We start from the raw sequence: 22,283 nt of genomic DNA, 5'->3' as shown, positions 1-22,283 counted from the left end.
CCGCTCGACCAGGCTCTGCGCCAGGGCTTCATCGACCACCACCGGCGCCGCCGTGGCACCGGCCGCGGCCGACTCCTCCGTGGCCGTCTCGGTCATCAGGTGCCTCCTCTACCTGCGTATCTATACACAGTGTGACAGTGAAGTTGCAATTTTGTTGTTCTTACGGTCCCCGCTGCCCCGCATCGGAGCCGGCGAAGCATTCGGATCGGGCAGTGGTAGTGACCTCGGATCGCTTGGAACGGATTCGGGGGTCGACTGTCGTGAAGTAGGTATGACTGGGATCGACGAGCAGGCAGCCCAGTACGCGGAGCGGCCCATGCGGAACCTGTCAACCTCTTTGAGGCAGGATGTTGTGGAAATTAGCTGGTCTCGGCCTCTGCCTCCGGTGTCTGGTCTTCGTCGTTCTGGGGTCGGTTGATCCAGGCGGGTTCGGGCATGGCCGGTGGGCTTGGCGGGCGGACGAACCGTTCGGGGTGCGCGGTGTAGGCGGTGTCGAGGACGGCAGCGCGGGCCCGGCGGACCGCGGGCGCCTGGCCGTGGTGGACGACGGCCGGGGTGAGTAGCCCGAGCCCGGAGTGACGGTGATCATTGTTGTAGTGGTCGAAGAACGCCCGGCACCAGGAGCGGGCGGTCTGGATGGTGTCGAAGGAACCCGGGAAGTCGGGCCGGTACTTCAACGTTTTGAACTGGGCCTCGCTGTAGGGATTGTCGTTCGACACCCGGGGCCGGGAATGGGAACGGGTCACGCCGAGGTCAGCGAGGAGCAGCGCGACGGTCTTCGAGGTCATCGAGGTGCCCCGGTCGGCGTGGATCGTCAGCTGACTCCGATCGATCCGCTGCTTCTCACAGCTGGCGATGATCAGATCCTCGGCGAGGGTGGCGGATTCCCGGTCAGCGACCATCCACCCGACAACATAACGGCTGTACACATCCAGGATCACATACAGGTAGAAGTAGGACCATTTCTTCGGGCCGCGGAGTTTCGTGATATCCCAACTCCACACGGAGTTCGGTTTCTCGGCGACGAGTTCGGGTTTGACGTGGGCGGGGTGCGTCGCCAGGCGGCGGCGCTCACCGGTCTCACCGCGTTCGGCCAGCAGCCGGTACATCGTGCGCTGCGACGCCAGGTAGACCCCTTCGTCGAGCAGGGTCGCCCAGACCTGCGCCGGGGCGGCATCGACGAACCGGTCCGAGTGCAGCACCTCGACCACCCGCTCCCGCTCCGCCGGTGACAACGCCGCGGGCTGCCGGCGCTGGCGGTGCGGGATCGGCGCCGGCCGCGGCGGGGCGGGGGATTTCCGGTGCCGGCGGTAATGCGTCGCCCGCGCCCGGCCCAACGCCGCGCACGCCGACGCCGTACTCACGCCGGCCTGTTCGGTGAGGCGGGCGAGTCCGTCCTCGATTATCCGTTCCGCCTGGTCGGCGAGTTCGGGTCGTCGGTGGTCCCGGGCATGCCCTCGGAGAGTTTCTCCAAGAGCTCGGAGACTTTTCCCTGGACTTCTATCACGAAGCGGGCTTTCGCCAGCTCCTTTTCCAACCGTTCCTTCTCCACCCGAAGTTTCGCCAGCTCCCGGTCCCGGTCGTCGACCGCGGGCCGGCCCTTCGGCTTCGACATACCCGCCAACGCCCCCGCGTCGCGGGCCTTACGCCACTCCACGAGATGCGCCGAATACAGGTTCTCTCGGCGCAGGATCGCGCCTTTCGCACCCGGCCCGGTCGCCGCCTCGTACTCGGTCAGGATCCTCAGCTTGTACGCCGGCGAGAACGACCGCCGCCGCGCCTTCGGCTCGACCTCCGGATCCGGCCGCGACCGGTCGGCCTCACGATCTCCCACCCGACCATCATCGACCAGGCCCCGCCTGGCCGTCACCGACACCACCACGATCTTCTTCTCCCAACCCCGCCCCGGTCACAAGATGGTAGCTGCTACCTGACTCACCTCATGCTGACAGGTAGGGATGGCAGTGGACCCCGCGGGTGGCGAGCGTGAGCCGACCGCGGCCGAGGTGCTGGCATGGCGCCGCGATGCCGCGTTCCTGCCCGACGCCGAGGCGACGCCGGAGCGGTTTCCGCACTTGACGAACATCTCGGCGGGGTTCTTTTTCGACGGGGTGATCCGCTCGCTGGAACCGGCGCGGCCAGAGTACGTTGCGTTGGAGATGCCCCATCCCTCGGGCCTGGAGATGGCCGCCGCGGTAGGGCAGTGGAACCTGCTGTGGGAGGCAGCCCAGTTCCGGCGCCGCTTCTTCGACATGGATAAGTTGCCAGGGCCGATGGCCGCGATCGCGGACCTTGGGGATCTCAACGTGACGTTCGTGCCGCGCACGCAGTCCCGGTATTTCGAGTACGCGCCGCTGTTCCACCTGCTGCCCAAACGGGTCCTGGACAGGTTCGGGCTGCCGACGCTTCGCGGCGGCCAGTGGCCGTTCCTGGCCGACCATGCCGACATCGATGACCTCCTGCCGGCCGACTTTTCGGCGCGGCTCGCCCGCGCGTGGGCGGCGACGGTGTGGCCGCACCTCGTGTCGGGCTCGACGATGAACGCGTTCTCGACCAACGACCCGATCCGGCTACTGGCCCACAACCTTGACTTCTGGGTACCCGCGGTCACCGCCACGATCCAGACCTGGCTGCAGGACTATCCGGAGGCCGACAAAGGCAAGATGGCCGGACCCGTCACCCTGACGGACGGCAGCGTCCTGCCCGGGGCAGTAGCAGGGGCGCTGTTGCGTTCCGGGGAAGCTGGGCATGCCAGCGGCCTCGATGATCGGCGGTCAGACGGCGGCGGCGAGCTCGGTGAACGCGGCTGCCAGCCGCAGGTGTGGGTCGGTGTCGATGGCGAGTTCGTAGTGGCCGCGGTGGATGTTCTGGATCAGAGCATGCCCGGAACTGATCGTCTGGACCGAGCGCAGCCGTTTCAGGCCGCGCATCGGCCGTAGCCGGGCTTTGAGGCGGCCGTGGTCGGCTTCGATCCGGTTGTTCTCCCGGGCGGCGTCGACGTGGCAGGCCTCGGGGAGCAGCTCGTCAAGGATTCTCGGATAGACCGGTGCCTTGTCGGTGGTGACCTCGACCGGCCGGCGCCCGTGGGACAGTGCGTGGGCGAAGAACCTACGGGCGGCGGCCTGGTCGCGTCGTTCGCTGGCGAGGACGTCGATGACCTGCCCGTGCTGGTCAACCGCCCGGTACACGTAGGTCCACCGACCAGAGACCTTCACGTACGTCTCATCGATGAACCATCTGTCGCCTGGTTGGTGCCGGCAGGGCCGGGCCGCGTCCACGAGCAAGGGCGTGAAGCGCCGCACCCACCGGTAGATCGTGACGTGGTCGACCTCGAGGCCGCGTTCAGCGAGGAGCTCTTCGACGTCCCGGTAGGACAGCGCGTACCGCAGGTACCACCGCACCGCAAGGACGATCACCTCGGGTGGGAACCGGAACCCGGCGAACTCTGACGTCGGAACCGGTGGATGGACACGACGTCGACGCACCACCCGATCATGAATGATCGGTCGCCGAGATGGCGGACTTCGCCAACGCAACAGTGCCGGCCCGGCTCCCCCAGACGGGAACCGGGCCGCATCAAAACATGATCGTTGTGGCCGGGATGTGGGCGCGAACGGCGCGGTCAGGCGTGTACTTCCCCGACACGCTCCGACATTACACAGCGTGAAACATGCTGGTGAGGAACCCTATTCGACACTATCGGACAGCGGTTGACACACGGTCGGGCCGGCTTTTAACCGGCGGGTTCAGTGTTTGGGTTCCTGGTGGCGGTCGGACTGTTGCCTGCCGGCGTCGAGTCCTGGGCGAAGGGTGATCCCGCTGCTCCCGGGGCACGGACCGCTGGGTCTCGCCGGCAGCGGAACCCTGGCGCCGACCGCCTGACCCGACTCGCCGGGCTGGCTGGCCTCGGTGACCTGCAGGCCGAGCGAGACGTGCCGAAGCGCCTCAGGCCCTCCTGCGATTGACTGGCCGGTCGACCTGTTCGCTTCCGTACACCGCCAGGAACCGTCCGATTGCGGTCCACAGTCCGTCGGCCTCGGGTGGAAGCTGTCCTTGCTGCCGCCAGGTCTCCTCGATCCGTGCGTGCACCGTGTGCAGGGCGCGGGCGTGTACGTGCGCCAGGTCGCGGTAGGCGGCGTCGGAGGGGGGCTTCCGCGGGGTGGGTCCTGAGGCGTGCTCTCCCGTGGGGTCCGGTGATTCGTCGGCGCCGAGGATGGCGAGCAGGGGTGCTGTCGGCACCACGTAGCGGGTGCCTGTCTTGATGAGCGGCACCGGGAACTGATCGTTGTGGACGAGCTCGTAGGCTTTGCTGCGCCCGATGCCCAGCACGCTGGCTGCGGTTGCAAGGTCGGTCGTGACGCCGAGCGCGCGCACGGTCTCGGGAGTCCAACGGTGGCCCTTGGCGGTGTCGGTCATCTTGGATTCCTTCTGCTGTCAGCTGCCGTGACGGTCGTCCAGGAAGTCGAGCACGATGTCTTCGGCGCGGTTCGAGGACGCGAGTAGCGCCGGTTGCTGGAACAGTTCACGGAGCGCCACCTGGCAGATGCGTAGCGCCTTGTCGCGGTCGGTGGTGGCCTCGTGAGCTGGTGGCTGCTTCTTTGATCGTCGGGTACTCTGGCGTTGGTGCCGGTAGGTTCACCTCCTGTGATCATGGTCGGGAGGTTCGGGAGTCCGATTCTCCTGCGGTGCACGCCGGTTGAGGCAGGTCAGGGCCCCATGTCGTCCACACGACGTGGGGCCCTGATGTATGTGGCGATGTGCGTCGGCGAGATGGGTGATCCACCCGGTGGTGAACGCCGCGGCGCGGCGGCCGGCCTGAGGCGGACGCGGACAGCCGGCCCGGCTGCGAGGCAGGTCCTTGTAGGACTTTGTTAGGTCTTTGATCGTCTGGTTTGGCTGTTGGGATCTTCGCCTGGTTCGCTGCCTGCTGTGACGCCGGAGGAGATGGAGCAGGTGCGTCCGGTCGTGGAGGAGTTCGCGGCCCGGATGTTCGCGGACCTGCCGCGTAAGGACCAGCGGGCCAAGGGCGAGGCGTATCTGCGTGGGCTGATGCTGGACGGGAAGCGCAAGAGCCTGGTCCCGATGGCCGAGCGCCTCGGGGTGGATCATCAGGGGTTGCAGCAGTTCCTGCGGAACTCGACCTGGGAGCATGGTGAGGTCCGTGCCCGGCTGGCGGGCTGGGCGGTGGACTTCGTGGCCCCGCAGGCGCTGGTCGTCGACGACACCGGTTTCCCGAAGGACGGGCCCGCCTCGCCCGGAGTGGCCCGGATGTACTCCGGGACGTTGGGCAAGGTCGGGAACTGCCAGATCGGGGTGTCCGTGCACGCGGTCACCGACTGGGCGTCGGCGGCGCTGGACTGGCGACTGTTCCTGCCGGCCAGCTGGGACGACACATGCTGCGATGATCCGACCGAGGCCGCGGCGGTCCGCGCTCGCCGGACCCGGGCCGGGATCCCCGCCGACGTCCGGCACCGAGAGAAGTGGCGCCTGGCGTTGGACATGCTCGACGAGTTGGCCGGCTGGGGCGTGCCCGCCCGGCCGGTCGTCGCTGATGCCGGGTACGGCGACGCCGCGCAGTTCCGCCAAGCCCTGACCGACCGGCACCTGGTCTACGTGCTCGGGGTGACCCCCACCGCCACCGCGCACCTGGCCTCGGCCGCACCGGTGACCCCGCCGTACTCCGGGACCGGACGCCGCCCGGTCCCGGCCTACCCGGACCCGCCGTCCACCCTGAAGGACCTCGCCCTGGCCGCCGGCCGGGCCGCGCTGCGCACCGTGACCTGGCGGCACGGCACCCACCACAGCGCGAACAACCCGACCGCGGCGATGCGGTCGCGGTTCCTGGCCCTGCGGGTCCGCCCCGCCGGCCGGTCGGTCACCCGCGCCGACGACCGCAGCCTGCCCGAATGCTGGCTGCTGGCCGAATGGCCCCCCGGCAAGACCGAACCCACCGACTACTGGCTCTCGACCCTGCCCGCCGACATCCCCCTGCGCCAACTGGTACGCCTCGCGAAGATCCGCTGGCGGATCGAACACGACTACCGCGAACTCAAGGACGGCCTCGGCCTCGACCACCACGAAGGACGTTCCTTCCTCGGCTGGCACCGCCACGTCACCCTCGTCTCCGTCGCCCAAGCCCTGTGCACCCAGCTACGCCGCACCCCAAAAGCCCCTGCGCCGGCCTGACCCTCTACGGAGTCCTCCGTAGCCTCCAGACCCTGCTCAACGTCTGGACCGGCGCCTGCCGCACCTGCCACCGCCCCTACGACCCGTCACAGGGCAAATCGCCACAACTCCTCGGAGTCACCTAACAAAGTCCTACTTGTCGGGGTGCGAGGAAGACTACGGTGTCGCGGGCGACGAAGTCGACGAAGGTCGGGCAGCACCCGTCGACCACTCCCGGGTCCTGCCTTCACGCGACGATGTGATCATGTTTCAGTCATGGGATCGGGCGTAGGGGAGACGGGCATGGCTCGGGCGACGTCGACTGCTGTGCCTGATACCCGATTCTCCAGCGTCGTTGTGCCAGGCGAACTGTTGGCACAACGGTCCTCAGCGGCCCGTCGGTGCACCTGCAGTACCGCCGCCGGTAGCATCCAGTGTGAATGTGTGCGCGATGCGTAGCATCATCGGCAGGGTCGGTTGGGGGTGTTTGGGGTGCGTTGCCGAGCGCACGCACGGTTGAGACAGGCCGGAGCCCCGCACCCCCATCCAAGGTGCGGGGCTCTGCCGCTTCCAGGACCGCAAGTACTGCAGTTAGTACTGCAATTGGCGGACGGTACTGCAGGACGACTCAGGCGGCGCCCTCCTCTGTCTCACTCTCCGTAGCGGTGGCCGGGTTCCGGAGCCGAGTGAGGATGTCGTCCATGCTGCGGGCCGTCCCCCGCCGGACGTCCGCCAGAACGTCGATGTAGATGTCCGCCGTCGGGGCAGCTTCAAGCCGGGTGTGCCGCAGCAGCGCGCGAATCTCGTTCAGGTCCACGCCGGCCCGAAACAGCATCGTCGCCGCCGTGTGGCGGAAATCGTGCACGCGCGTGTGCCGCACCTCGGCCCGCTCACACACCGCGTCCCACCACCGGTTGACGTTGCGCGGGTCGACCTTCCGCCCGAGTGCGGTGGTGAACACCAGTCCAGGGTCTTCCCACCGGATGACCTTCAGGTTCGCCGGAGCCCCGGACACCCCTTCGGGGATGTCCTGTTCGGCTATGGCCGCCAGGTCCTTTTCTGCCTGGTCCGCTTTGGCGCTGACGTCGGCTTTCGCGTCGTCCTGCCGCCGCCGGTGCTCGCGGAGCATCGTGACGACCATGTCGGGCAGTGCGAGAACCGCCTTTGAGCCCTTCGTCTTCAGGTCCTCCTCCTCGACGAGTTCCCAGCGCTGCCGGCCGGTCTCCGCATCCATTCCCGCCTTGCGACGCCGCTGCTTGCGTACCACGGCGACCGTGCCCGCATCGAGGTCGAGCGCATCCCAGCGCAGTGCGAGCGCCTCTCCCTTGCGCAGCCCGAGCGCCAGCAGCACCAGCCACAGCGCGGACATCCGGTCCACGAGCGCGACCGCGACAACCCGACGGGCTTCTTCCTCGGTGAGCGCCCGTATCGGCGCATCGGCCTTCCTCGGCGGCTGAACGAGAGCGGCGACGTTCCGGGTCAGCAGTTCCTCCCGGACCGCGTCATTCAACGCCGCGGTGAGGATCACCAGCAGGTAGCGCACCGACCGGGCCGACAGCGGCTTGATCGGCTTGGGCTCGGGTCGAGCGGCCGGCTTCTTCGGCGCCGCCGAACGTCGAGCCGGGCGGGACTGGTCTGCCTTCTCGCGTTCCGCCGCCTTGCGGGCCGCCTCAGCCTCCCAGGCCGCGCGCTGCGCCAGACCCGCGGACGACGGCTCGGTGAGCTTGCGTGTCATCCACTGGCGGACGTGCGCGGTGGACAGCTTGCGCAGCTCGTGACGGCCGAGGATCGGCGTGATGTGCAGTCGGACCTGATCGGCATACGACTCGGCCGTGGACTCGGCGAGCGTTCCGGCGACCACGCGGGAGGGCAGAACGACGGTCACCCACTGATCGAGGTAGGCAGCCACCGTCATGCGTGTCGTGACGAGTGGCACCCCGTCCTGCACCGCCCGGAGCGCGACAGTGATCTTCCCTCGGACGTCGTCCTTCGTCTTGCCGTAGAACGTCGGGCGGGTGCCGTCCGGCATGCTGACCTGACCGGCCCAACCGTTGCGGTACCGGTAGATCGAGCCTTCGCCGTTGCCGCGTCTGCTGCCCTTTCCCTCGGCCATCAGGCCACGTCCAGGGGGTTGCCGTCGGGCCATTCGACGGCGTCGCACCAGGGGCAGCCGTAGGGGCTGTCTTCCATGTCGCAGGCGAATTTGGTCTCTCCGTCGGTCTGCGGGTAGGCGCGTCCCTGGCCGCGGTTGGCGCGGTCGAGGTGGTCGTTTAGCGCCTGTACGAGGCTCACCCGGGTTGGGGGTGGGGTGTTCGTGGGCATGGCGGGCTTGGCTCCTTGCCGAAAGAACGGGCGCGCGGGTCGCGGGTGGCGTTGTCCGGCGCGGGTGGGGTTTCCGTTCTCTGGCGCTGGGATGGTCTGTCGGGTCGCCGGCCGCGTCCAGGGCGCTGCGCGTCGCTACGCGATCGGCCTGCGGCCGACCCTGGACCCGTCCACCGCCCCGACAGCTTCAGGCGCTACCAGAGAACGGAAGAAAAATGGGTGGGGCAGGGGGTCCGCTACGGGCGGGTTCCGCTCGCCGCCGCCGGTGCCGTCGGGGTGATGCCCCCGGTGGGCACGGGGTTCGGGTCGTCGGGCATCGTGCGGAAGATCATGGTGAGGTCGATGTCGCCGAAGTGCTCGGTCAGGAAGGCGTCGACCGGCAGTCGGGCGAGAACTTCGGCGATCTCGCGGGCATCCGCGCCGGGGCGAACCGTCAGCGCGTACACGCCGGGTCGGATGACGCTGGCCACGATCAGCGGCAGGTCTCCGCCGGGGGTCGGGCGGGGGTCCGGGGTGTCGGACGGGAAGATGGGCATGGGTCTCTCTCCTGTTCGCGCAGGAAGGGATCAAGGTTCCGGTCGGGTGTTGGCGCACTCGGCCGGAACCGCCTCAACGTGACTGGACGACCGTCCAGTGGCGCCTACGGTACACGTGGCGCTGGACGGTCGTCCAGTAGATTGCGGGTATGACGCAACCGCTCATGGGAGCGGCGGAGATCGCCCGCCGGCTTGGTGTCGGGCGAACGCGGGTGAACCAGCTTCTGAAGGAAGACCCGACGTTCCCCGCGCCGTATGCCTCCCTGGCCGCCGGTCACATCTGGCGGACCGCCGACGTCGAGGCGTGGATTGCCGAACACCGGCCCGACCCCCCGCCGTCCGGCGGGCCGTGAGGGCGGTCATGCTGCCTGTCCGTCGTCGAGGCCGCGGAGCCGGTTGACGAAGGCGTGCAGTGAGGCCGATGGGATGCGTCGGGCGCGTCCGATGTGGACGGATTCGAGGTCGCCGCTGTTCAGCAGGTCGTAGATGGTGCTGCGGCTGACGCCGAGCAGGTCAGCGGCCTCGGTCGGGGTGAGCAGGAGCTTGGTCACGCGGGCTCTCCAGGCTTGCCGGGACGGGGGGTGGTCAGGCCGCGTCCGCCAGCGGCGGCCCGGTTGCCGGAACCTCGCCGGTGCCTGCCCTGCCTCCTGCTCCGGTGTCCTGTCCGAGCTGCGCGCGCCAGGCGTGGCGTTGCGCGATGGCGTGCAGGATCAGGTGTTCGCGGCGGGGTGCGGCCGGGTCGCCGGGGCGTAGCAGGGTCCAGGCGAGACGGGTCGGATCGTCCTCGGGTGCGGCCGGGCCGGTGCCGGTGGCGCTGAGGGCTGCGAGTTGCTGGCGGATGAAGTCGACCCGGTCGTGGCGGTGATCGGTGAGGGTCTTGCCCGACCAGCGGCGGGAGACCAGCACCCGCCGGCCCCCGAAGCCCAACGTTTCCCGCCGGTGAGCTTTGCCGGTGCACCGGCCGGGGGTGAGACCCCGGCGGGGGCTGCGGGGTTGGATGCCGAAGCGCAGCCAGTTCGCGCACGTCGGGGAGCACGGTTCGTAGCGCAGGGCGTCCGCGAGCCGGTCGACGTGCGCCCGCTGCCGGTCGCTGTCGATGACGTGGCAGGCGTCGAGGCTCTTCGTCAGGTACTTGGTCAGATAGCCGATCATCCGGCCGGTGTTCGTCGAGTTCGCGGTCACCCCGTCGGCGCGGAGCTGCGCGCCGAACCGCACCACGTGCGCTGGTTCGTCGTCCTCGCCGATCGCGTCGAGCGCCGCATCCCAGGAGGGCAGCGGGACGCCGGTGGTCGGGTCGAGGTAGTCGCCGGTGGTGTCGTCCCAGACGGGTAGATGTTGATCGTCGTAGACCGGTCGATCTGCCATCGGCCACCAGACCTGGTGGTAGGTGGCCGCCGCAACCAGGCGCAGCATCGCCCGGGGAACGGTGCCGCGGATCGCGGCGTGCAGGTGTGGGGCGAGGCGCCGTTGGGGTTCGAGCGCGGCGAAGTACTGGACGTCCCAGCCGACCGCGCGGCGCAGGTTCTGCCAGAACCGGTCCAGCAGCTTCGGGAAGTGGATCGCGTCCCGCGCCGCCCGCCGGTAGTCGTACGAGGCCGGGTCTACCGGGGTGCCGTCGGAGTGCACCCGCCCGTACGAGTCGCAGGTCAGGGTCAGGAACATCGACGGCCGCCATACCGTCCCGTCCGGCGCGGTGAACGTCCGCCCGACCGTGCGCCGCTCGACGGGAAGTCGGGGCAGGTCGGGGGCATCCTGGCGACGCTTCGTCGAGCGGACCCGACGCGGCCGGTCCCGTTCTTCCGGTGCGATCCGCCCGCGGACGCCGAGGTCGGACAGTTCCTGGTCGACCTGGCCGATCAGTTCGTCGATCTCGCCGACCTGGCCGGTGTCGCCGGCCGCCAGGACCTCACCGCGCGCTTCCTCCAGGTCCGCCCGCAGCGTCGCCAACGCTTTGGCGTCGTCCGTGGGCGGGTCGGGGTCGGGAAGGGGTTCGTCGTCGAGGTGCCATCCCGTCTTGCACTGCGCCATCCGCAGCCGCCGGGCCCGGTCCGCGCACGGCGGGCACTTGCTCGCCAACGTGGCGCCGCAGGGAACGGGGATGATCTGCGTTTCGCCGGTGTCCAGGCTGGTGCGACGCATCGCCAGCGGCCGGACGCACACCCCGTTGTCCAGCGCGACCGCCTCGACGACGTGGCGGGCCAGCGGCGAACGCATCCGCGCCGCCCGGGAACCAGGCCGCTCGGTCGGGGTGGGGGTGGAGGTGGGAGGGGTCATCGACAGGGGGGATTCCTCCGGTGGGTCGGGGTGATGGTGAAGCGGGTGCAGCCGCAGCGCAGACCGGCGACGTCGGCCCGGCAGCCCCGCCGGCCGTAGAGAGGGCAACGGGAGGCAGGGGTCCTGGTCCGACGGCGGCGGGTCCGGCCGGGTCACGCGTCCGGGCCAAGTGGGCGGCCCGGTCAAGGACGTCAAGCGGATCGTCGGAGCCGCCAGGCAAGGCGCGGTGTCGAACGCGATCTCGGCCGCATCGCACCGCGTTCGACGGCCCGCGACGTGCGACAAGGGGTAACGGTACGAGAGGAGATATAAACTCTGGGCATGGTCACTCCAATGATCAACCTTCGTGCGTCCACAGAGGCAGCATCACGCCCGAATAACCGAAGTGGCGCGCGTGGCTGACTTTCGCGTAGCGGTATTTGCCTCGCATACCGGGACCAATCTGCGGGCACTTCACCAGGCTTCCTTCGTGGAGGATGGGGCGTTCCGGCTGGCCCTGGTGCTGAGTAACAACAGGGAGTCCGGGGCTCTTGCCTACGCCCGGGCGCACTCCATCCCGGCGGCCCACATATCGGGAATCACGCATCCCGATCCTGGCCAGCTCGACGCGGCCGTATGCGCGCTGCTGCATGCACATCAGGTCGATCTTATCGTTACGGCGGGTTACATGAAGAAGATTGGCCCCCGTACGCTGGAGTCCTTCGCCGGTCAGATCATCAACGTGCATCCATCCCTGCTGCCACGGCACGGCGGGAAGGGTATGTACGGTAGCGCAGTGCATGAAGCCGTCCTGGCCTCTGGCGACCAGATGACCGGCCCGTCGGTCCACATTGTCACGGCGGAGTATGACGAGGGTCCTGTCATCGCGCGCCATGAAATAGCCGTCCATCCGAACGACACGGTTAAAAGCCTCGCCAAGCGAGTTCTCGCGGCTGAACACATCCTGCTTCCCGCCGTAGTACAGGACCTTGCCGCTCGTGCGATCGAACGACGGCGATCGGACAGCGCTGCGCGGCCCTCTGTGTGAAGGTCAGCTACCAGGCCCGATCACGCGGCCTGGCGGTGGTCGAGTCCGTCGAGCGGGTCGCCGTCGTCGTCGAGGTAGTCGCGGACGTCCGGGGTCCAGCCGCCCGAGGCAGCCGGCCGGTAGTAGGCGACGACCCGGCCGATCTCGACGTCATCCACGTAGGCCGCGCGGACGCGGATCGGGTCGGGGTTGCCGTCGTGCAGCACGTAACCGACCCCGGGCAGCGCGCGGGGAATCTCCTCGGCGCGGGCACCGCGTTCCCGGGCGCCGTTGCCAAGGACGAGGTCGGCTTGGTCGGTTTCGGTCATCCGCAGCGCGACGCGGACCGGGAACAGGTCCCGGAACGGCAGCACCTCCTTACGCGGGTCCTGCACCGCGGCCACGACCACCACCCCGGGTGCGCGGCCCTGGGACAGCAGCAGCGGCAGCGCCGCCCCGATCCGCTTCTTGAGTTCCCGGTCGGTCACATAGGCGGTCAGTGAGGCGATTTCGTCGACCACGACGACGATCAGCGGCTCTTCCCGGGTCGGCAGGTGCAGGCGGGTAGTGCCCGCCAGCGCGGCCGTACGGTCCTGCATCCGGTGAACGGCGTCGTCGAGGAGATCGGCGATGGTGTCCGTGGTGGTGGCGAAGCGGGTGAACAGCGGACGGCCGAAGGCCAGTTCCATCCCGCCCTTCGGATCACACACCCACAGCTCCACCAGCCCCGCGGCGACCGCCGGTGCCAGGCCGCGCAGTAGCCCCCACAGCACCGAGCCCTTGCCCGCCCCGGTCGCCCCCGCGATCAGGACATGCGAACCACGCACGGGCAGCGTCCAGGCGGATCCGTCCTCGCAGCGGCCGACCGGCACCGCCGACAGGCCCGCCACCAGCTCACCCACACGCGACGACCGGTCGGAACGTGGACCGTCACCGGCAGCGCCGGCCGGGTCAGGGCCGGCACCGTCGGAGTCGTCGAGCGCGGCGGGGGGAACCGGGCGGGTCAGCGAGTCATGCCGGTGGAACACGACCCGCACGAACCGGAACGTCTCCGCATGCACCTGGCAGCGGCGCGCCCGGAAAACGTGCCGCAGCGCTTCGGCCTGCTCCGCCCACGCCGCCGGGGTCTGGCCGGGCAGCAGTTCCACCCGCAGCACGTCCACGGACCGCGACGAGCGGATGGAGCGGATCCGGGGGAAGTACTCGTCGAAGGTCACCTGGTCGCCGGTCGACGCGGGCATGCGGATGGCAAGGTCGATGTGGACCATCGCCGGCTTCCACCGCCACCGGTAGACGAACGTCAGCCGGGCGCGGCCCCACAGCCACCAGGCCACCGGCCAGAACGACCGGCCATGCACCCGCCACCACACCACCCCGACCGCCACCAAGCCGCCGAGCAGGATGCCCAGGGCAGGCAGGCCGAAGCGGTGCACGAACAGCAGCACTCCGACCACCGAGCCGACCGCGACCCGGTGGCGCCAGCACGCGCGTACCGCCAGCACCAGCCCCTTGCCGGCCACGGCCAGGAGAAGCATCCACAGCGGCACCTGCACCTTCTCGGTACGGGTCGGTACCCGCGGGAAACGCTGGTCACCGTTGATTCTGGACATGGCAATACCACCCGCTTTTCGAGCGCACGAAACCAGGGACAGGAAAGGTGAAAGGAGGAGGGCCGGGCGGCCCGGAATCCGGAAACGGGTATCCGGGCCGCCCAGTCGAACCGGCCGAGTGCGAGCTACGCGGCCCGCGGATCCGCCGAGTCGGCGGCATCGTCGGAGTCGAACCGGATGCGTTCGCACTCCACGAGGTAGTCGTTCACCGCCGCGATCAGTTCATAGGCGAATTCGACATGATCCGAGGTGACCGCGTTCGACAGCGCCGACACCGACACCGACGTCAGCCCGAGCCGGACCGCGAGGATCGGCGACCGGTCCGGATAGGTGTGGCAGGCCACCGACCAGTCCGCGCCGACGTGAAGACTGTGATGCGTCGAGGAGCGCAGACCGTCGATGGCCGGCCGAATGCGTCCGGTCATGCCGCCACCGCCGGACCCGAACGCCGCCCCGGCATCGTGCCCGGGGGTCGCATGTTGGCAGCCCGCAGAGAGTATGCGATCTTCGGCCGTTCGGCGTTGCGCCGGTCGATGTAGGGAGTGATCGACAGCCCGTCGAACTCGACCGGGCGGAACGGCGTACCCGGCAGCAGGTCGGGCGGCACGGGTTGTACCGCCGCCGTCATCCGGATCTTCACCTCGTTCGTCCGGGCCGCCGGGTCCGCGTCGATGACCTTGACCTGCCAGACCAGCTCTCCGGTCTCCTCGTCCCGCTGCTGCGCGTCGGCCACCCCGGCCCTGACCTTGTCGAAGTCGTTGACCGGGTCGACGCCGACCACGAAGGCTCCCGCCGGGAACACCGCGTCGAACGCGGCAGGAATGCGCCTCGGTACCGCCATGGATCCCCCTTCCTGAGATCGTCCCCACCGGCCGGATCAGCCCCACCGGTTGGGTACGGATCGAGAATGCTCCGCCGGAAGAGCGCTTTTCAAGCGGTATATCGGCGGTGCATGAGCAGTCGGGATCGAAAAAGGCCGTGACGGCATGAAGCTATGCACGCCATGCCGGGTCGATATGGCCATTGACCAGGTCAGCTACGGGCAATGCGAATTCGCTAGCATGCCGTGCATGACTGATCGTCCCGGTCCCGTCCGCGTTCCCGATGCCGATTCCGGCCGGGACTCCGACGGCGAGGATTGGACGGCCGTAGCGCAGGCCATCAACACCAGGATGTCCGCCCGCCGTATCGGGCAACAGGAGCTCGCCGACCGGGCCGGTATCGCCGTGTCCACGCTGCGGCTGGTGCAGCACGGCGCGACCCGCCGCGTGCGTACCAAGACCCTGTCGGCCATCTCCCGGGCCCTCGACTGGCCCGACGATCACCTTGTACGTGTTCTGACCGGTGACCACGTGGCAGTGCCCGCGGCAGTGGACGAGACCGCGGCGCTGGGGCGGCAGATCCTCGAAGGCGTCCGCGACATCCGCGACGACCTACGGGCGCTCGTTCGCCGCCTGGACGACCTCGACGGGCTCCAACGCTGACGTGCCGCCGCGGCGCTCACTCCCATGGACTGTTGCCCGCCGGAGTCCTGGCGCACCGCGGACGTCCGCGCACAGGCGAAGACCCCGGACCTCGGTCGGAGGGGAGAGGTCCGGGGTCTTCCTGTGGCCGGCGGTGTGCGACCCGTCGGATCACCGGCCACGTTCAGGGTGGGAGGACCCCACCGCCCCCGGGTTGGAGGAGGTGGAAGGGCAGGGTCCTCCCAGGTGACAGGTCGGACGGTCGATCCCGGCCGGTCACCGGCTCAGGTGGGCAGTGTCAGCTCCCACACGGTGTGTTCGGTCCAGGACCCGGCGGCGCTCACCCGCACCTCATGCGGTCGGCCCCGATAACCACGCTGGAACCGGGTCGCGGCGACGACGGGAGCGCGTTGGCCGATCGGACCGCGTCGGATCGGTGGCAGATCCTGGGCGTAACACAGCGCCACGGTCGTGCTGGCGAACGGGGTGCCCTGCCGGTGGATCGCCACGGTCGCGGCGGTCCCCAGGACTGCGGCCCGCACCGCGGCATCTTCCAGGAACGGCGCTATGACGGGCTGGAACTCGGCCACGAGCGCCACCAACGGCCCGCCCCGCGTGGACTCCACGGCCCCTGACGGCTCCGCGATCAGCAGCCCGTCCACGTCCGGCACGCCCAGCGAGGGCAGCGGGCTCCCCAAAATCATGATCTTAGGCACCGGGCAGCAGCTCCCACGCCGTGTAGTCCACGGTCCGACCGCCGGTCTCCACCCGCATCCGGTGCGGCACCGGTGTGACGGCAACATCGAGATCCTCCGGCCCGGGGGCCACGCCGACCGTCACCACGGCCAGATCTCGATCACCCGCCCATTCCCGCTCCCCGCGGATGTACCGGCCGATCAGGAACGCCACCCCGGTCTCCATCACCGTCGCCCCCGATGGCCACACCGTCACCGTCCCCCCGCCGGTACCGGCCACGGTGCTCAGCGCCCAGCCGACCAATCGCCTCCCGCCACGCGCCGGCAGGAAGTCGGTGTGCACACGACCGCCGCTGTCACGGGCCACCAACGGCCCGGCGACGAGCAGCCCGGCGCAGCCAGGATGGAGCAACCGGGGGATGTCCTCGGCCGGCACGTCCCACGTCCGCGGTTCTACCCGAGCTCCACTCACCGCGTCGTCCCTGCCGCAACAGACAGGCCCGGCAGCACGAGCGCGTTCGCATAGCCCTGTTCCCGCGCGTAGTCTCTCGCCTCTGTTCCGGACAGAAACCAGCCGATCACGCCCGCCAGGGTTCCGCGGGGACTGCGCACCACCAGCGCCCACCGGATCCGGTGCACCCTGGACGCCGCGTCGGCGGTGTTTCCCGGCCCCGCCGTCCTCCCTGTGGCCGGCTTCCGCGGCAGGAACAGGTCCCGCCTGGAACACGTCGAGCTCACCCGGACGGACGCAGACACGGCACCCGCACCCGCATCGCTGACGCTGCCCGCCTCACCACACAGATCAAGACGCGGCAGCGCGGCACTCGGCGTGCCCGTCCCGCGTGCCCGTTGCCTGCCGTTCATCGCTGTCCCCTTCGTCGTCTCCTCGCCCACGCCACCCACCCCGACGAGTCGGATGCCCGCAGGGTCGCCCGGCGACCAACCACGGATCGGCGCGGATGTCGTGACCAGCTCTGGTGTCGACGCCGCCCGCGGAGGAACACTCGGCACGGACGGCGCCGACTGCGGACAAGACTCACCGGAACCGGGCAGCCACGGAATGTCGAGACGGCATGGAGCGACGGCATTCCGGCGCCGCCGTCGCCACGGCAACTTGGCCAGCTCAGCGCCGGTCCGGCGCCCTTTGACCGCTCGATCCGGACTTGTGATGCCGAGACGACATCGGCCCAGCTATGCTCACCGTGCTGATCTGCTTACGCGGCTTGCCCTGATCTGCCACCGACCGAAGAGCGACGAATGACCGCCGATCCCGAATCCGCCTGGCAGCGCTACACCGTCTCCTCGGAGCTGCTACACCGCGACGACATGGCCGACGCCCTGCGCGGCCGGGACTTCGGCGCCGCCTTCCTGCTCATGCGCAAGTGGGATCACGTCAGCCAGGACCGCATAGCCTCCTCGATCGAGGGCTTCAGTCAGTCGAGGATCAGCCGCATCGCCGGGGGCAAGGCGAAGGTCGAGGAAGTCGAGGTCGTCGAGCGCATCGCCGACGGCCTGCGCATCCCTGGTGCGATGGTCGGCCTGGCGCCTCGCCCCTGGGAAGTCCCCGGAGCCGCGGGCGTCGTGCCCCGACCGCCTCGGGAGACGCTGCGGGTGCCCACTCACCTTCGGGAACAGGCGGGTGGGGCGTTCGGCGCGCCGCCGGTGGTGCCCCGCCGCGACGAGGTCACCGACTCCATCCGCCAGCTTCTCGCCAGCATCGAACCCCCCGCCGCCAGCCGAGGCCGCCGGGTCGAGCTTCCCCCGATCGACCTCGAAGCGAAGATCCTCAATGCGTGGAGTTCGGGTCGGCCGCGGGAGGGCTCCCCGGTCCTGGTGATGGTGGCCGGGTTCCCGGGCTCGGGGAAGACGGAGTTCGCCCGGTTCATCTGCGAGATCACCGGCTGGTCGCTGCTCGACAAGGACACGATGAGCCGCCCGCTGACCGAGTCCCTGTTGCTGTCGATGGACACCGACCCGAACGACCGCCAGGGCGAGGTCTACACCGGCCGGATTCGCCCATTGGAATATCGGGCGATGTTCGACACCGCGTTCGACAACCTGCGCTTGGGCCTGCCGACGGTCGTCACTGCGCCGTTCGTGCGCGAGCTGACCGACGCCGCGTGGATGGAGCGGATGAAGAAGCGGTGCGCGAAGGCCGGCGCGGCGATCGCCGTGGTCTGGCTGCGCTGCGACATCGACTCCCAGCGCGACTACCTCGAATCCCGCGACGCCGCCCGCGACACGTGGAAGCTGTCCTATTGGGACGAGTACGTGGCCACCATCGACCCCGACCAGCGGCCGGTGTGCACGCATTACGTGGTCGACAACAGCCGCCACGCCCGCAGCAACCTTGCCGAGCACGCCCGCCGTCTGGCCAGCCGGATCCGCGATGCGTCCTGACGCCGTCATCCTCTACGGCCCCCCCGCCGCCGGAAAGGACACCGTTACCGCTGCTCTCACCGCGCTGGACGATCGGTATGTGCACTTCGATCGGCTGAAAGTCGGCGCGACTGCCGGTGCCCCCTACCGGGCGGCGTCCGCCGACGAGCTTGACCGGCTCCAGGCCGAGGGGGCGATTCTCTATGCGAACGAGCGGTACGGGAACGTGTACGCCATCGACCGGCCCCGCCTCGACGACCTCACCACCGCCGGCCACGTGCCGGTCGTGCATCTCGGGCAGGTCGCCGGCATCCACGCGCTTCACGCCAAATACCCGGCCCGCTGGGTGACGGTCCTTCTGTGGTGCCCCCGCGAGGTCACCGCTACCCGAGCCCGCGAGCGCGGAAGCACCGACGTTGCCGAACGACTGACCGTCTGGGACGAGACGAAAACCGATCTCGCCGCAGCGGACATGGACGTGTTCGACCTGGCGCTACGCACCGACCAGCGACCGCCCGACGAGGCCGCCGTTCACATCCACCGCACGCTGACCAACCGAACCCGAGCCGTCCCACCGGTACGGGACAAGGTGGACTGACCGCGATGCAGCTTGTCCTTCCCGCCCTCACCTTCCGCACCCCAGACGGCGACATCGACACGGTTGCTACCGCCGCCTACGCCCGGCGTGCCGCGGAAACATGGGCGCACCGCTTCATCCTCTCCGGCACCACGACCGGCGGACACCAGGCCAGCGAAACCGACCGCGCCGCGGTCGTCGACCTGTGGGCGGAAACGATCGGAGTGGACCGGCTCACCGCGTGCTGCTGGACTCCCGCCGACATCACCCACGCCACCCGCGCCGGAGTCGTCCCGATGGTCGTCCTACGAGACCTCGCCAACGACGCCGAGGCACTGGACCTGTTCGCCGCATTGCCGAGACCGAGCTACCTGTTCAGCCACCCGGAATTCAGCCCAACCACCCTCACACCCGAGCTTGCCGCCGCCGCCCGCACCGCCGGCATCCTGCCCGCGGCCGCGAAGGTCTCCAAGGTCCCACCACGCGGCATCGCAGCTCTTCGCACCGCGACCGGCCCGGACTTCACCCTGTGGGACGGAACCGCACGCCACATCGCCGCCAGCCTCAACGCCGGAGCCGACGGCATCGTGACCGCACCCCTCAGCCACCTACCCAACCCGTTCCCAGCCGCCCAGGCCGACCAGCTCCAGACCGCCATCGACGCCGCCCAACACCACCTCGACACCCAGACTGGCCGAGACGCTCGGACCGCCGCCCTGTTCGTGATGGCCACGGCTGGACACCCGAGCATCGGCACCTGACGTCGTGTCTGCCGAATTGCTCGTTTTAGGATCAAGAGCCAGCGGGCACGACGTCCCGCACCGCGCGACGGCTGCGCGTGGCGCTGGCGCGCCATGCTCGCCGGCCCGTCGCGGTCTGGGCCCCTGGCACCTACGGCGTTTCTCTCATGAACCCGGAAGATTTCCGACTCTGCTAGCCAGCAGATACATCTGCAAGAGCGTGTCATAGTCCACGATCTCTACCGGCATCATTACCCGAAGGGCTTCGGATACCTCCGCATTCACTACATTCTCACCGGTGCCAACGATCAAACCGCACTTGGGATCGTCTACCTCAACGCCGTATTTAGTTCGAGCGAATTCCCGATTCCGTTCAAAAGTAAAGTACTCCCGATAGTGAGCGAGTTGAGCAACCCCTTCGGTCACGGAGTCGACGAATCTCCGACGCTTCCTACCCCCCTTAGTTATACTCCTTCTTTCAAGTAGGGGGAGCTTTAGGTCATAAATGTCCCAGCGTCCGTCGCTTCTTTTGACCAGTAGGTCAGGGTTGATCGGACTCTCATCACCGACGCCACCTTCCTGCCAAGGAAGGTATGCTTCGCTGACAAAGTCCAAGGCGCCCAGGGCGCCCAGAATAATCTCGCGATGATCCTCAAGAAACGTGCCGATTGTTGTCTCGCGGAGGCCCCTCGTAAGGTACAGGTTTGCCAGCTGTCCCGCTATAACCCCAGATTCCGCTACGCCTTTGGGCACCACGGGGATCGCCCTGACAGATCGCCTATCCTCGACCCGGGTCAACTGGCGTAGATACTCGCGATATTTAGAAAGACCCGTCTCCTTTCGAACAATTAAGAGGAAGATCGGGTTCCTGATATGAACGGTCGAATTTCTCCGCTGTACCACAAGGACGTTCTCGAGGCATACAAAATTGGTCTCGTCCGAAAACTTTAGGACGCCACCGCTTCCACCCTCGACCGCGTCGACTAGCACTATCTTGGTCGGATACAGTTCCGACATTCCCGGGAAGCGGGTTTCAAGTAAGACCAGCTCCCTCTGCCCCGAAAAAAGAATATTAGCTATGGTCGTATCTTGCCCCGTTATATCAATGAGCGAAGGCCCTGTGAGACCATCCTGGCCCAAGTACTGGTCGATACTCCCAGCCTTGTGCCGCTTCATCTTCAAGGAACGATATTGGCGCCTCGCTCCAATAAGCTCCACGCAAAAATAACTTCCGGCGTCAATAACAAGAATCGTCTGTGGATACAACAATACGGCGCCCGTGACACCGAAGGAAATTTCCCCCTTTTCTTTGAAGCGTGCAATCGATGCAAAGTACTCATCAAATGCATCTTTGCTTGCACATTCAAACTCGACTAGCTTAATATCCGCTCCATGCCCGGCGGTGGCGCCCGCAAGTAGGGCCGCCAGAAATCCAAGATCAAATACTCTCTGACATGTGGTACTCTCGCTGAACCACGCACAATCAGCGTGCCGAGTCGACGAGTAGCCCTTGCGAGCCAAAAGCGATTATATACCCTTTTCGGCTACGCCTGGACGAGGGTGTACGGCTGGCCCTGGAGACGGTCTAACCGCTACTTGCTGAAGATCCCAGAGCGGGCCACGAATAGCTGCCGCGACGCTTCCGCTCCGCGACGCTTCCGCTCCTCGGCGCTGGCGCGCCTGCGGTGCGGGTCGGCTTGCCAACGGGTGTGACCAACCGTGTAGCCGAGCCGGCGGACGTCCACGGACGACGGTGGGCAAGTGCGGTACCGGCGCCCAGGCTCGACCGGCCCCGGGGAGAAACGGGGGCGACCGTGGACGACCGCGACCGCTTCGCGTCAGGGGCCAACCGTTCGCCGGCCTGGCAGCCAGAGCGGCAGCCAAGCCCACGGAACAGGGCGGACGACGGTGGAGCCTGGCGGACGACGCCGAGTCCGAGACCAGCACCAGCGGACGTCTGTGGACGTCAGCGGATCAAGCGCTGACGTACTCATAATCCTCCGGTCATCCGCGCGGATGGCGTCGACCAGCGTTGGAAGGCGCTGGGGTAAGATCAGATTGGCGGGATGAGGTCGGCTCAGGAGCCGAGGCTCATGCCCAGGTCGCGAGTTCGATCCTCGCGGCGCTGCTCGGAGTGACACTCGGCCTGGAGATGTTGAACACGATCCTTGCCGAACGCGGTGGAGAGGAGGGCGCGATGAAGAAGACACTGTTGATCATTGCTCGGGCGGTCGTCGGAACCGCGACCGCCATCGTCACGCACATCGCAGCAGCCGGACTGGCGTCCGCCTGGGCCGGCCTGATCCCGTCAACCAACTTCGCGCCTACAACATCACCTCTCGCCGTCCGGATCTGACAGCCAACCTGACAGCCGAGACGGTGGACGATGGCGGACGTCCATTGAAGATCCAGATGAAACTACGCATTACACGCATGTGGAGAATCATGGCAGTCAAGTCCGCAGACGGCCGCGGGACTTGGTGCACGAGGCTGAGCCCGCGACCAGCACTGGCAAA

22 protein-coding genes are annotated in these 22,283 nt (G+C 68.2%); 8 read left to right on the top strand and 14 right to left on the bottom strand.

The window, feature by feature from the left end; translation table 11 throughout:
* Positions 1–359 precede the first annotated feature (359 nt).
* The 3 genes from AC5R91_RS16385 to AC5R91_RS16375 form a co-directional block, all read right to left on the bottom strand.
* A protein-coding gene (locus AC5R91_RS16385; protein ID WP_495392209.1) for an IS3 family transposase occupies positions 360–1,834 on the bottom strand; the annotation gives its coding sequence in 2 pieces (ribosomal slippage) (positions 360–1,403 and positions 1,406–1,834; 1,473 coding nt in all).
* Positions 1,835–2,774: 940 nt separating this feature from the next.
* The gene (locus tag AC5R91_RS16380) at positions 2,775–3,485 is read right to left on the bottom strand and encodes an IS6 family transposase (RefSeq protein ID WP_495392236.1); all 711 of its coding nucleotides are present in this window, start codon (positions 3,483–3,485) and stop codon (positions 2,775–2,777) included.
* 460 nt (positions 3,486–3,945) lie between these two features.
* Positions 3,946–4,416: a hypothetical protein gene (locus AC5R91_RS16375; RefSeq protein WP_495392235.1), complete on the bottom strand. Its 471-nt coding sequence runs from the start codon at positions 4,414–4,416 to the stop codon at positions 3,946–3,948.
* A 513-nt stretch (positions 4,417–4,929) separates the two neighbouring features.
* Between AC5R91_RS16375 and AC5R91_RS16370 the strand changes: the two genes are divergently transcribed.
* Complete coding sequence (locus tag AC5R91_RS16370; protein ID WP_495392234.1) at positions 4,930–6,186, top strand: IS701 family transposase; 1,257 nt, start codon at positions 4,930–4,932, stop codon at positions 6,184–6,186.
* Between the two features lie 607 nt (positions 6,187–6,793).
* Here the strand turns inward: AC5R91_RS16370 and AC5R91_RS16365 are convergent.
* From AC5R91_RS16365 to AC5R91_RS16355, 3 genes are all read right to left on the bottom strand, one after another.
* On the bottom strand, positions 6,794–8,278 hold the full coding sequence (locus AC5R91_RS16365) for a tyrosine-type recombinase/integrase (protein WP_495392233.1): 1,485 nt from the start codon (positions 8,276–8,278) through the stop codon (positions 6,794–6,796).
* Complete coding sequence (locus AC5R91_RS16360) at positions 8,278–8,487, bottom strand: hypothetical protein (RefSeq protein ID WP_495392232.1); 210 nt, start codon at positions 8,485–8,487, stop codon at positions 8,278–8,280. The genes AC5R91_RS16365 and AC5R91_RS16360 overlap by 1 nt, the downstream gene beginning before the upstream one ends.
* Before the next feature lie 236 nt (positions 8,488–8,723).
* Positions 8,724–9,023: a hypothetical protein gene (locus tag AC5R91_RS16355; RefSeq protein ID WP_495392231.1), complete on the bottom strand. Its 300-nt coding sequence runs from the start codon at positions 9,021–9,023 to the stop codon at positions 8,724–8,726.
* A 149-nt stretch (positions 9,024–9,172) separates the two neighbouring features.
* On the opposite strand from AC5R91_RS16355, the gene AC5R91_RS16350 reads away from it, so the two are divergent.
* Positions 9,173–9,376 carry a helix-turn-helix transcriptional regulator gene (locus AC5R91_RS16350; RefSeq protein ID WP_495392230.1) on the top strand — a complete coding sequence of 68 codons (204 nt, stop codon included), beginning with the start codon at positions 9,173–9,175 and terminating at the stop codon, positions 9,374–9,376.
* 6 nt (positions 9,377–9,382) lie between these two features.
* Here AC5R91_RS16350 and AC5R91_RS16345 read toward each other — a convergent pair whose 3' ends face one another.
* Complete coding sequence (locus tag AC5R91_RS16345; protein WP_044888109.1) at positions 9,383–9,574, bottom strand: helix-turn-helix domain-containing protein; 192 nt, start codon at positions 9,572–9,574, stop codon at positions 9,383–9,385.
* Positions 9,575–9,608: 34 nt separating this feature from the next.
* Positions 9,609–11,297 (bottom strand): replication initiator, encoded by a 1,689-nt coding sequence (locus tag AC5R91_RS16340; RefSeq protein WP_495392229.1) that lies wholly within the window; start codon positions 11,295–11,297, stop codon positions 9,609–9,611.
* 394 nt (positions 11,298–11,691) lie between these two features.
* On the opposite strand from AC5R91_RS16340, the gene purN reads away from it, so the two are divergent.
* Positions 11,692–12,324: a phosphoribosylglycinamide formyltransferase gene (gene purN / locus AC5R91_RS16335; RefSeq protein ID WP_495392228.1), complete on the top strand. Its 633-nt coding sequence runs from the start codon at positions 11,692–11,694 to the stop codon at positions 12,322–12,324.
* Positions 12,325–12,344: 20 nt separating this feature from the next.
* On the opposite strand, the gene AC5R91_RS16330 is transcribed toward purN, so the two are convergent.
* From AC5R91_RS16330 to AC5R91_RS16320, 3 genes are all read right to left on the bottom strand, one after another.
* A complete protein-coding gene (locus AC5R91_RS16330; RefSeq protein WP_495392227.1) occupies positions 12,345–13,913 on the bottom strand; it encodes an FtsK/SpoIIIE domain-containing protein in 1,569 nt (522 codons plus the stop codon).
* A 125-nt stretch (positions 13,914–14,038) separates the two neighbouring features.
* Complete coding sequence (locus tag AC5R91_RS16325) at positions 14,039–14,338, bottom strand: hypothetical protein (RefSeq protein WP_495392226.1); 300 nt, start codon at positions 14,336–14,338, stop codon at positions 14,039–14,041.
* A complete protein-coding gene (locus AC5R91_RS16320) occupies positions 14,335–14,754 on the bottom strand; it encodes a plasmid replication, integration and excision activator (RefSeq protein ID WP_495392225.1) in 420 nt (139 codons plus the stop codon). The genes AC5R91_RS16325 and AC5R91_RS16320 overlap by 4 nt, the downstream gene beginning before the upstream one ends.
* Positions 14,755–14,929: 175 nt before the next feature.
* Here AC5R91_RS16320 and AC5R91_RS16315 point away from each other — a divergent pair, with 175 nt between their 5' ends.
* Positions 14,930–15,397 (top strand): helix-turn-helix domain-containing protein, encoded by a 468-nt coding sequence (locus AC5R91_RS16315; protein WP_495392224.1) that lies wholly within the window; start codon positions 14,930–14,932, stop codon positions 15,395–15,397.
* A 263-nt stretch (positions 15,398–15,660) separates the two neighbouring features.
* On the opposite strand, the gene AC5R91_RS16310 is transcribed toward AC5R91_RS16315, so the two are convergent.
* The gene (locus tag AC5R91_RS16310) at positions 15,661–16,080 is read right to left on the bottom strand and encodes a hypothetical protein (protein WP_495392223.1); all 420 of its coding nucleotides are present in this window, start codon (positions 16,078–16,080) and stop codon (positions 15,661–15,663) included.
* Positions 16,081–16,084: 4 nt separating this feature from the next.
* Positions 16,085–16,543 carry a hypothetical protein gene (locus tag AC5R91_RS16305; RefSeq protein ID WP_495392222.1) on the bottom strand — a complete coding sequence of 153 codons (459 nt, stop codon included), beginning with the start codon at positions 16,541–16,543 and terminating at the stop codon, positions 16,085–16,087.
* A gap of 785 nt (positions 16,544–17,328) precedes the next feature.
* Between AC5R91_RS16305 and AC5R91_RS16300 the strand changes: the two genes are divergently transcribed.
* Genes AC5R91_RS16300 through AC5R91_RS16290 form a run of 3 tightly spaced genes read left to right on the top strand, consistent with a single transcriptional unit; the run spans position 17,329 to position 19,788 of the window.
* Positions 17,329–18,471 (top strand): P-loop nucleotide/nucleoside kinase family protein, encoded by a 1,143-nt coding sequence (locus tag AC5R91_RS16300; protein WP_495392221.1) that lies wholly within the window; start codon positions 17,329–17,331, stop codon positions 18,469–18,471.
* Entirely contained in the window at positions 18,461–19,048 is a 588-nt protein-coding gene (locus AC5R91_RS16295; RefSeq protein ID WP_495392220.1) for a guanylate kinase, read from the top strand. Before AC5R91_RS16300 ends, AC5R91_RS16295 begins: the two co-directional genes overlap by 11 nt.
* 5 nt (positions 19,049–19,053) lie before the next feature.
* Positions 19,054–19,788 carry a hypothetical protein gene (locus tag AC5R91_RS16290; RefSeq protein ID WP_495392219.1) on the top strand — a complete coding sequence of 245 codons (735 nt, stop codon included), beginning with the start codon at positions 19,054–19,056 and terminating at the stop codon, positions 19,786–19,788.
* A gap of 144 nt (positions 19,789–19,932) precedes the next feature.
* On the opposite strand, the gene AC5R91_RS16285 is transcribed toward AC5R91_RS16290, so the two are convergent.
* On the bottom strand, positions 19,933–21,288 hold the full coding sequence (locus AC5R91_RS16285) for a Shedu immune nuclease family protein (RefSeq protein WP_495392218.1): 1,356 nt from the start codon (positions 21,286–21,288) through the stop codon (positions 19,933–19,935).
* 613 nt (positions 21,289–21,901) lie between these two features.
* Here AC5R91_RS16285 and AC5R91_RS16280 point away from each other — a divergent pair.
* Positions 21,902–22,123: a hypothetical protein gene (locus tag AC5R91_RS16280; RefSeq protein WP_495392217.1), complete on the top strand. Its 222-nt coding sequence runs from the start codon at positions 21,902–21,904 to the stop codon at positions 22,121–22,123.
* Positions 22,124–22,283 lie beyond the last annotated feature (160 nt).

Source organism: Frankia sp. BMG5.60, from assembly GCF_059428125.1.
This window is presented reverse-complemented; position numbering and strand designations above follow the sequence as displayed.

Excerpts from the sequence above, each read along its gene's own strand:
- AC5R91_RS16300 (WP_495392221.1), top strand. The coding sequence starts at position 17,329 with ATGACCGCCGATCCCGAATCCGCCTGGCAGCGCTACACCGTCTCCTCG.
- AC5R91_RS16330 (WP_495392227.1), bottom strand. The coding sequence starts at position 13,913 with ATGTCCAGAATCAACGGTGACCAGCGTTTCCCGCGGGTACCGACCCGT.
- AC5R91_RS16360 (WP_495392232.1), bottom strand. The coding sequence starts at position 8,487 with ATGCCCACGAACACCCCACCCCCAACCCGGGTGAGCCTCGTACAGGCG.
- AC5R91_RS16315 (WP_495392224.1), top strand. The coding sequence starts at position 14,930 with ATGGCCATTGACCAGGTCAGCTACGGGCAATGCGAATTCGCTAGCATG.
- AC5R91_RS16295 (WP_495392220.1), top strand. The coding sequence starts at position 18,461 with ATGCGTCCTGACGCCGTCATCCTCTACGGCCCCCCCGCCGCCGGAAAG.
- AC5R91_RS16320 (WP_495392225.1), bottom strand. The coding sequence starts at position 14,754 with ATGGCGGTACCGAGGCGCATTCCTGCCGCGTTCGACGCGGTGTTCCCG.
- AC5R91_RS16310 (WP_495392223.1), bottom strand. The coding sequence starts at position 16,080 with ATGATTTTGGGGAGCCCGCTGCCCTCGCTGGGCGTGCCGGACGTGGAC.
- AC5R91_RS16290 (WP_495392219.1), top strand. The coding sequence starts at position 19,054 with ATGCAGCTTGTCCTTCCCGCCCTCACCTTCCGCACCCCAGACGGCGAC.
- AC5R91_RS16365 (WP_495392233.1), bottom strand. The coding sequence starts at position 8,278 with ATGGCCGAGGGAAAGGGCAGCAGACGCGGCAACGGCGAAGGCTCGATC.
- AC5R91_RS16325 (WP_495392226.1), bottom strand. The coding sequence starts at position 14,338 with ATGACCGGACGCATTCGGCCGGCCATCGACGGTCTGCGCTCCTCGACG.
- AC5R91_RS16340 (WP_495392229.1), bottom strand. The coding sequence starts at position 11,297 with ATGACCCCTCCCACCTCCACCCCCACCCCGACCGAGCGGCCTGGTTCC.
- AC5R91_RS16375 (WP_495392235.1), bottom strand. The coding sequence starts at position 4,416 with ATGACCGACACCGCCAAGGGCCACCGTTGGACTCCCGAGACCGTGCGC.
- AC5R91_RS16350 (WP_495392230.1), top strand. The coding sequence starts at position 9,173 with ATGACGCAACCGCTCATGGGAGCGGCGGAGATCGCCCGCCGGCTTGGT.
- AC5R91_RS16355 (WP_495392231.1), bottom strand. The coding sequence starts at position 9,023 with ATGCCCATCTTCCCGTCCGACACCCCGGACCCCCGCCCGACCCCCGGC.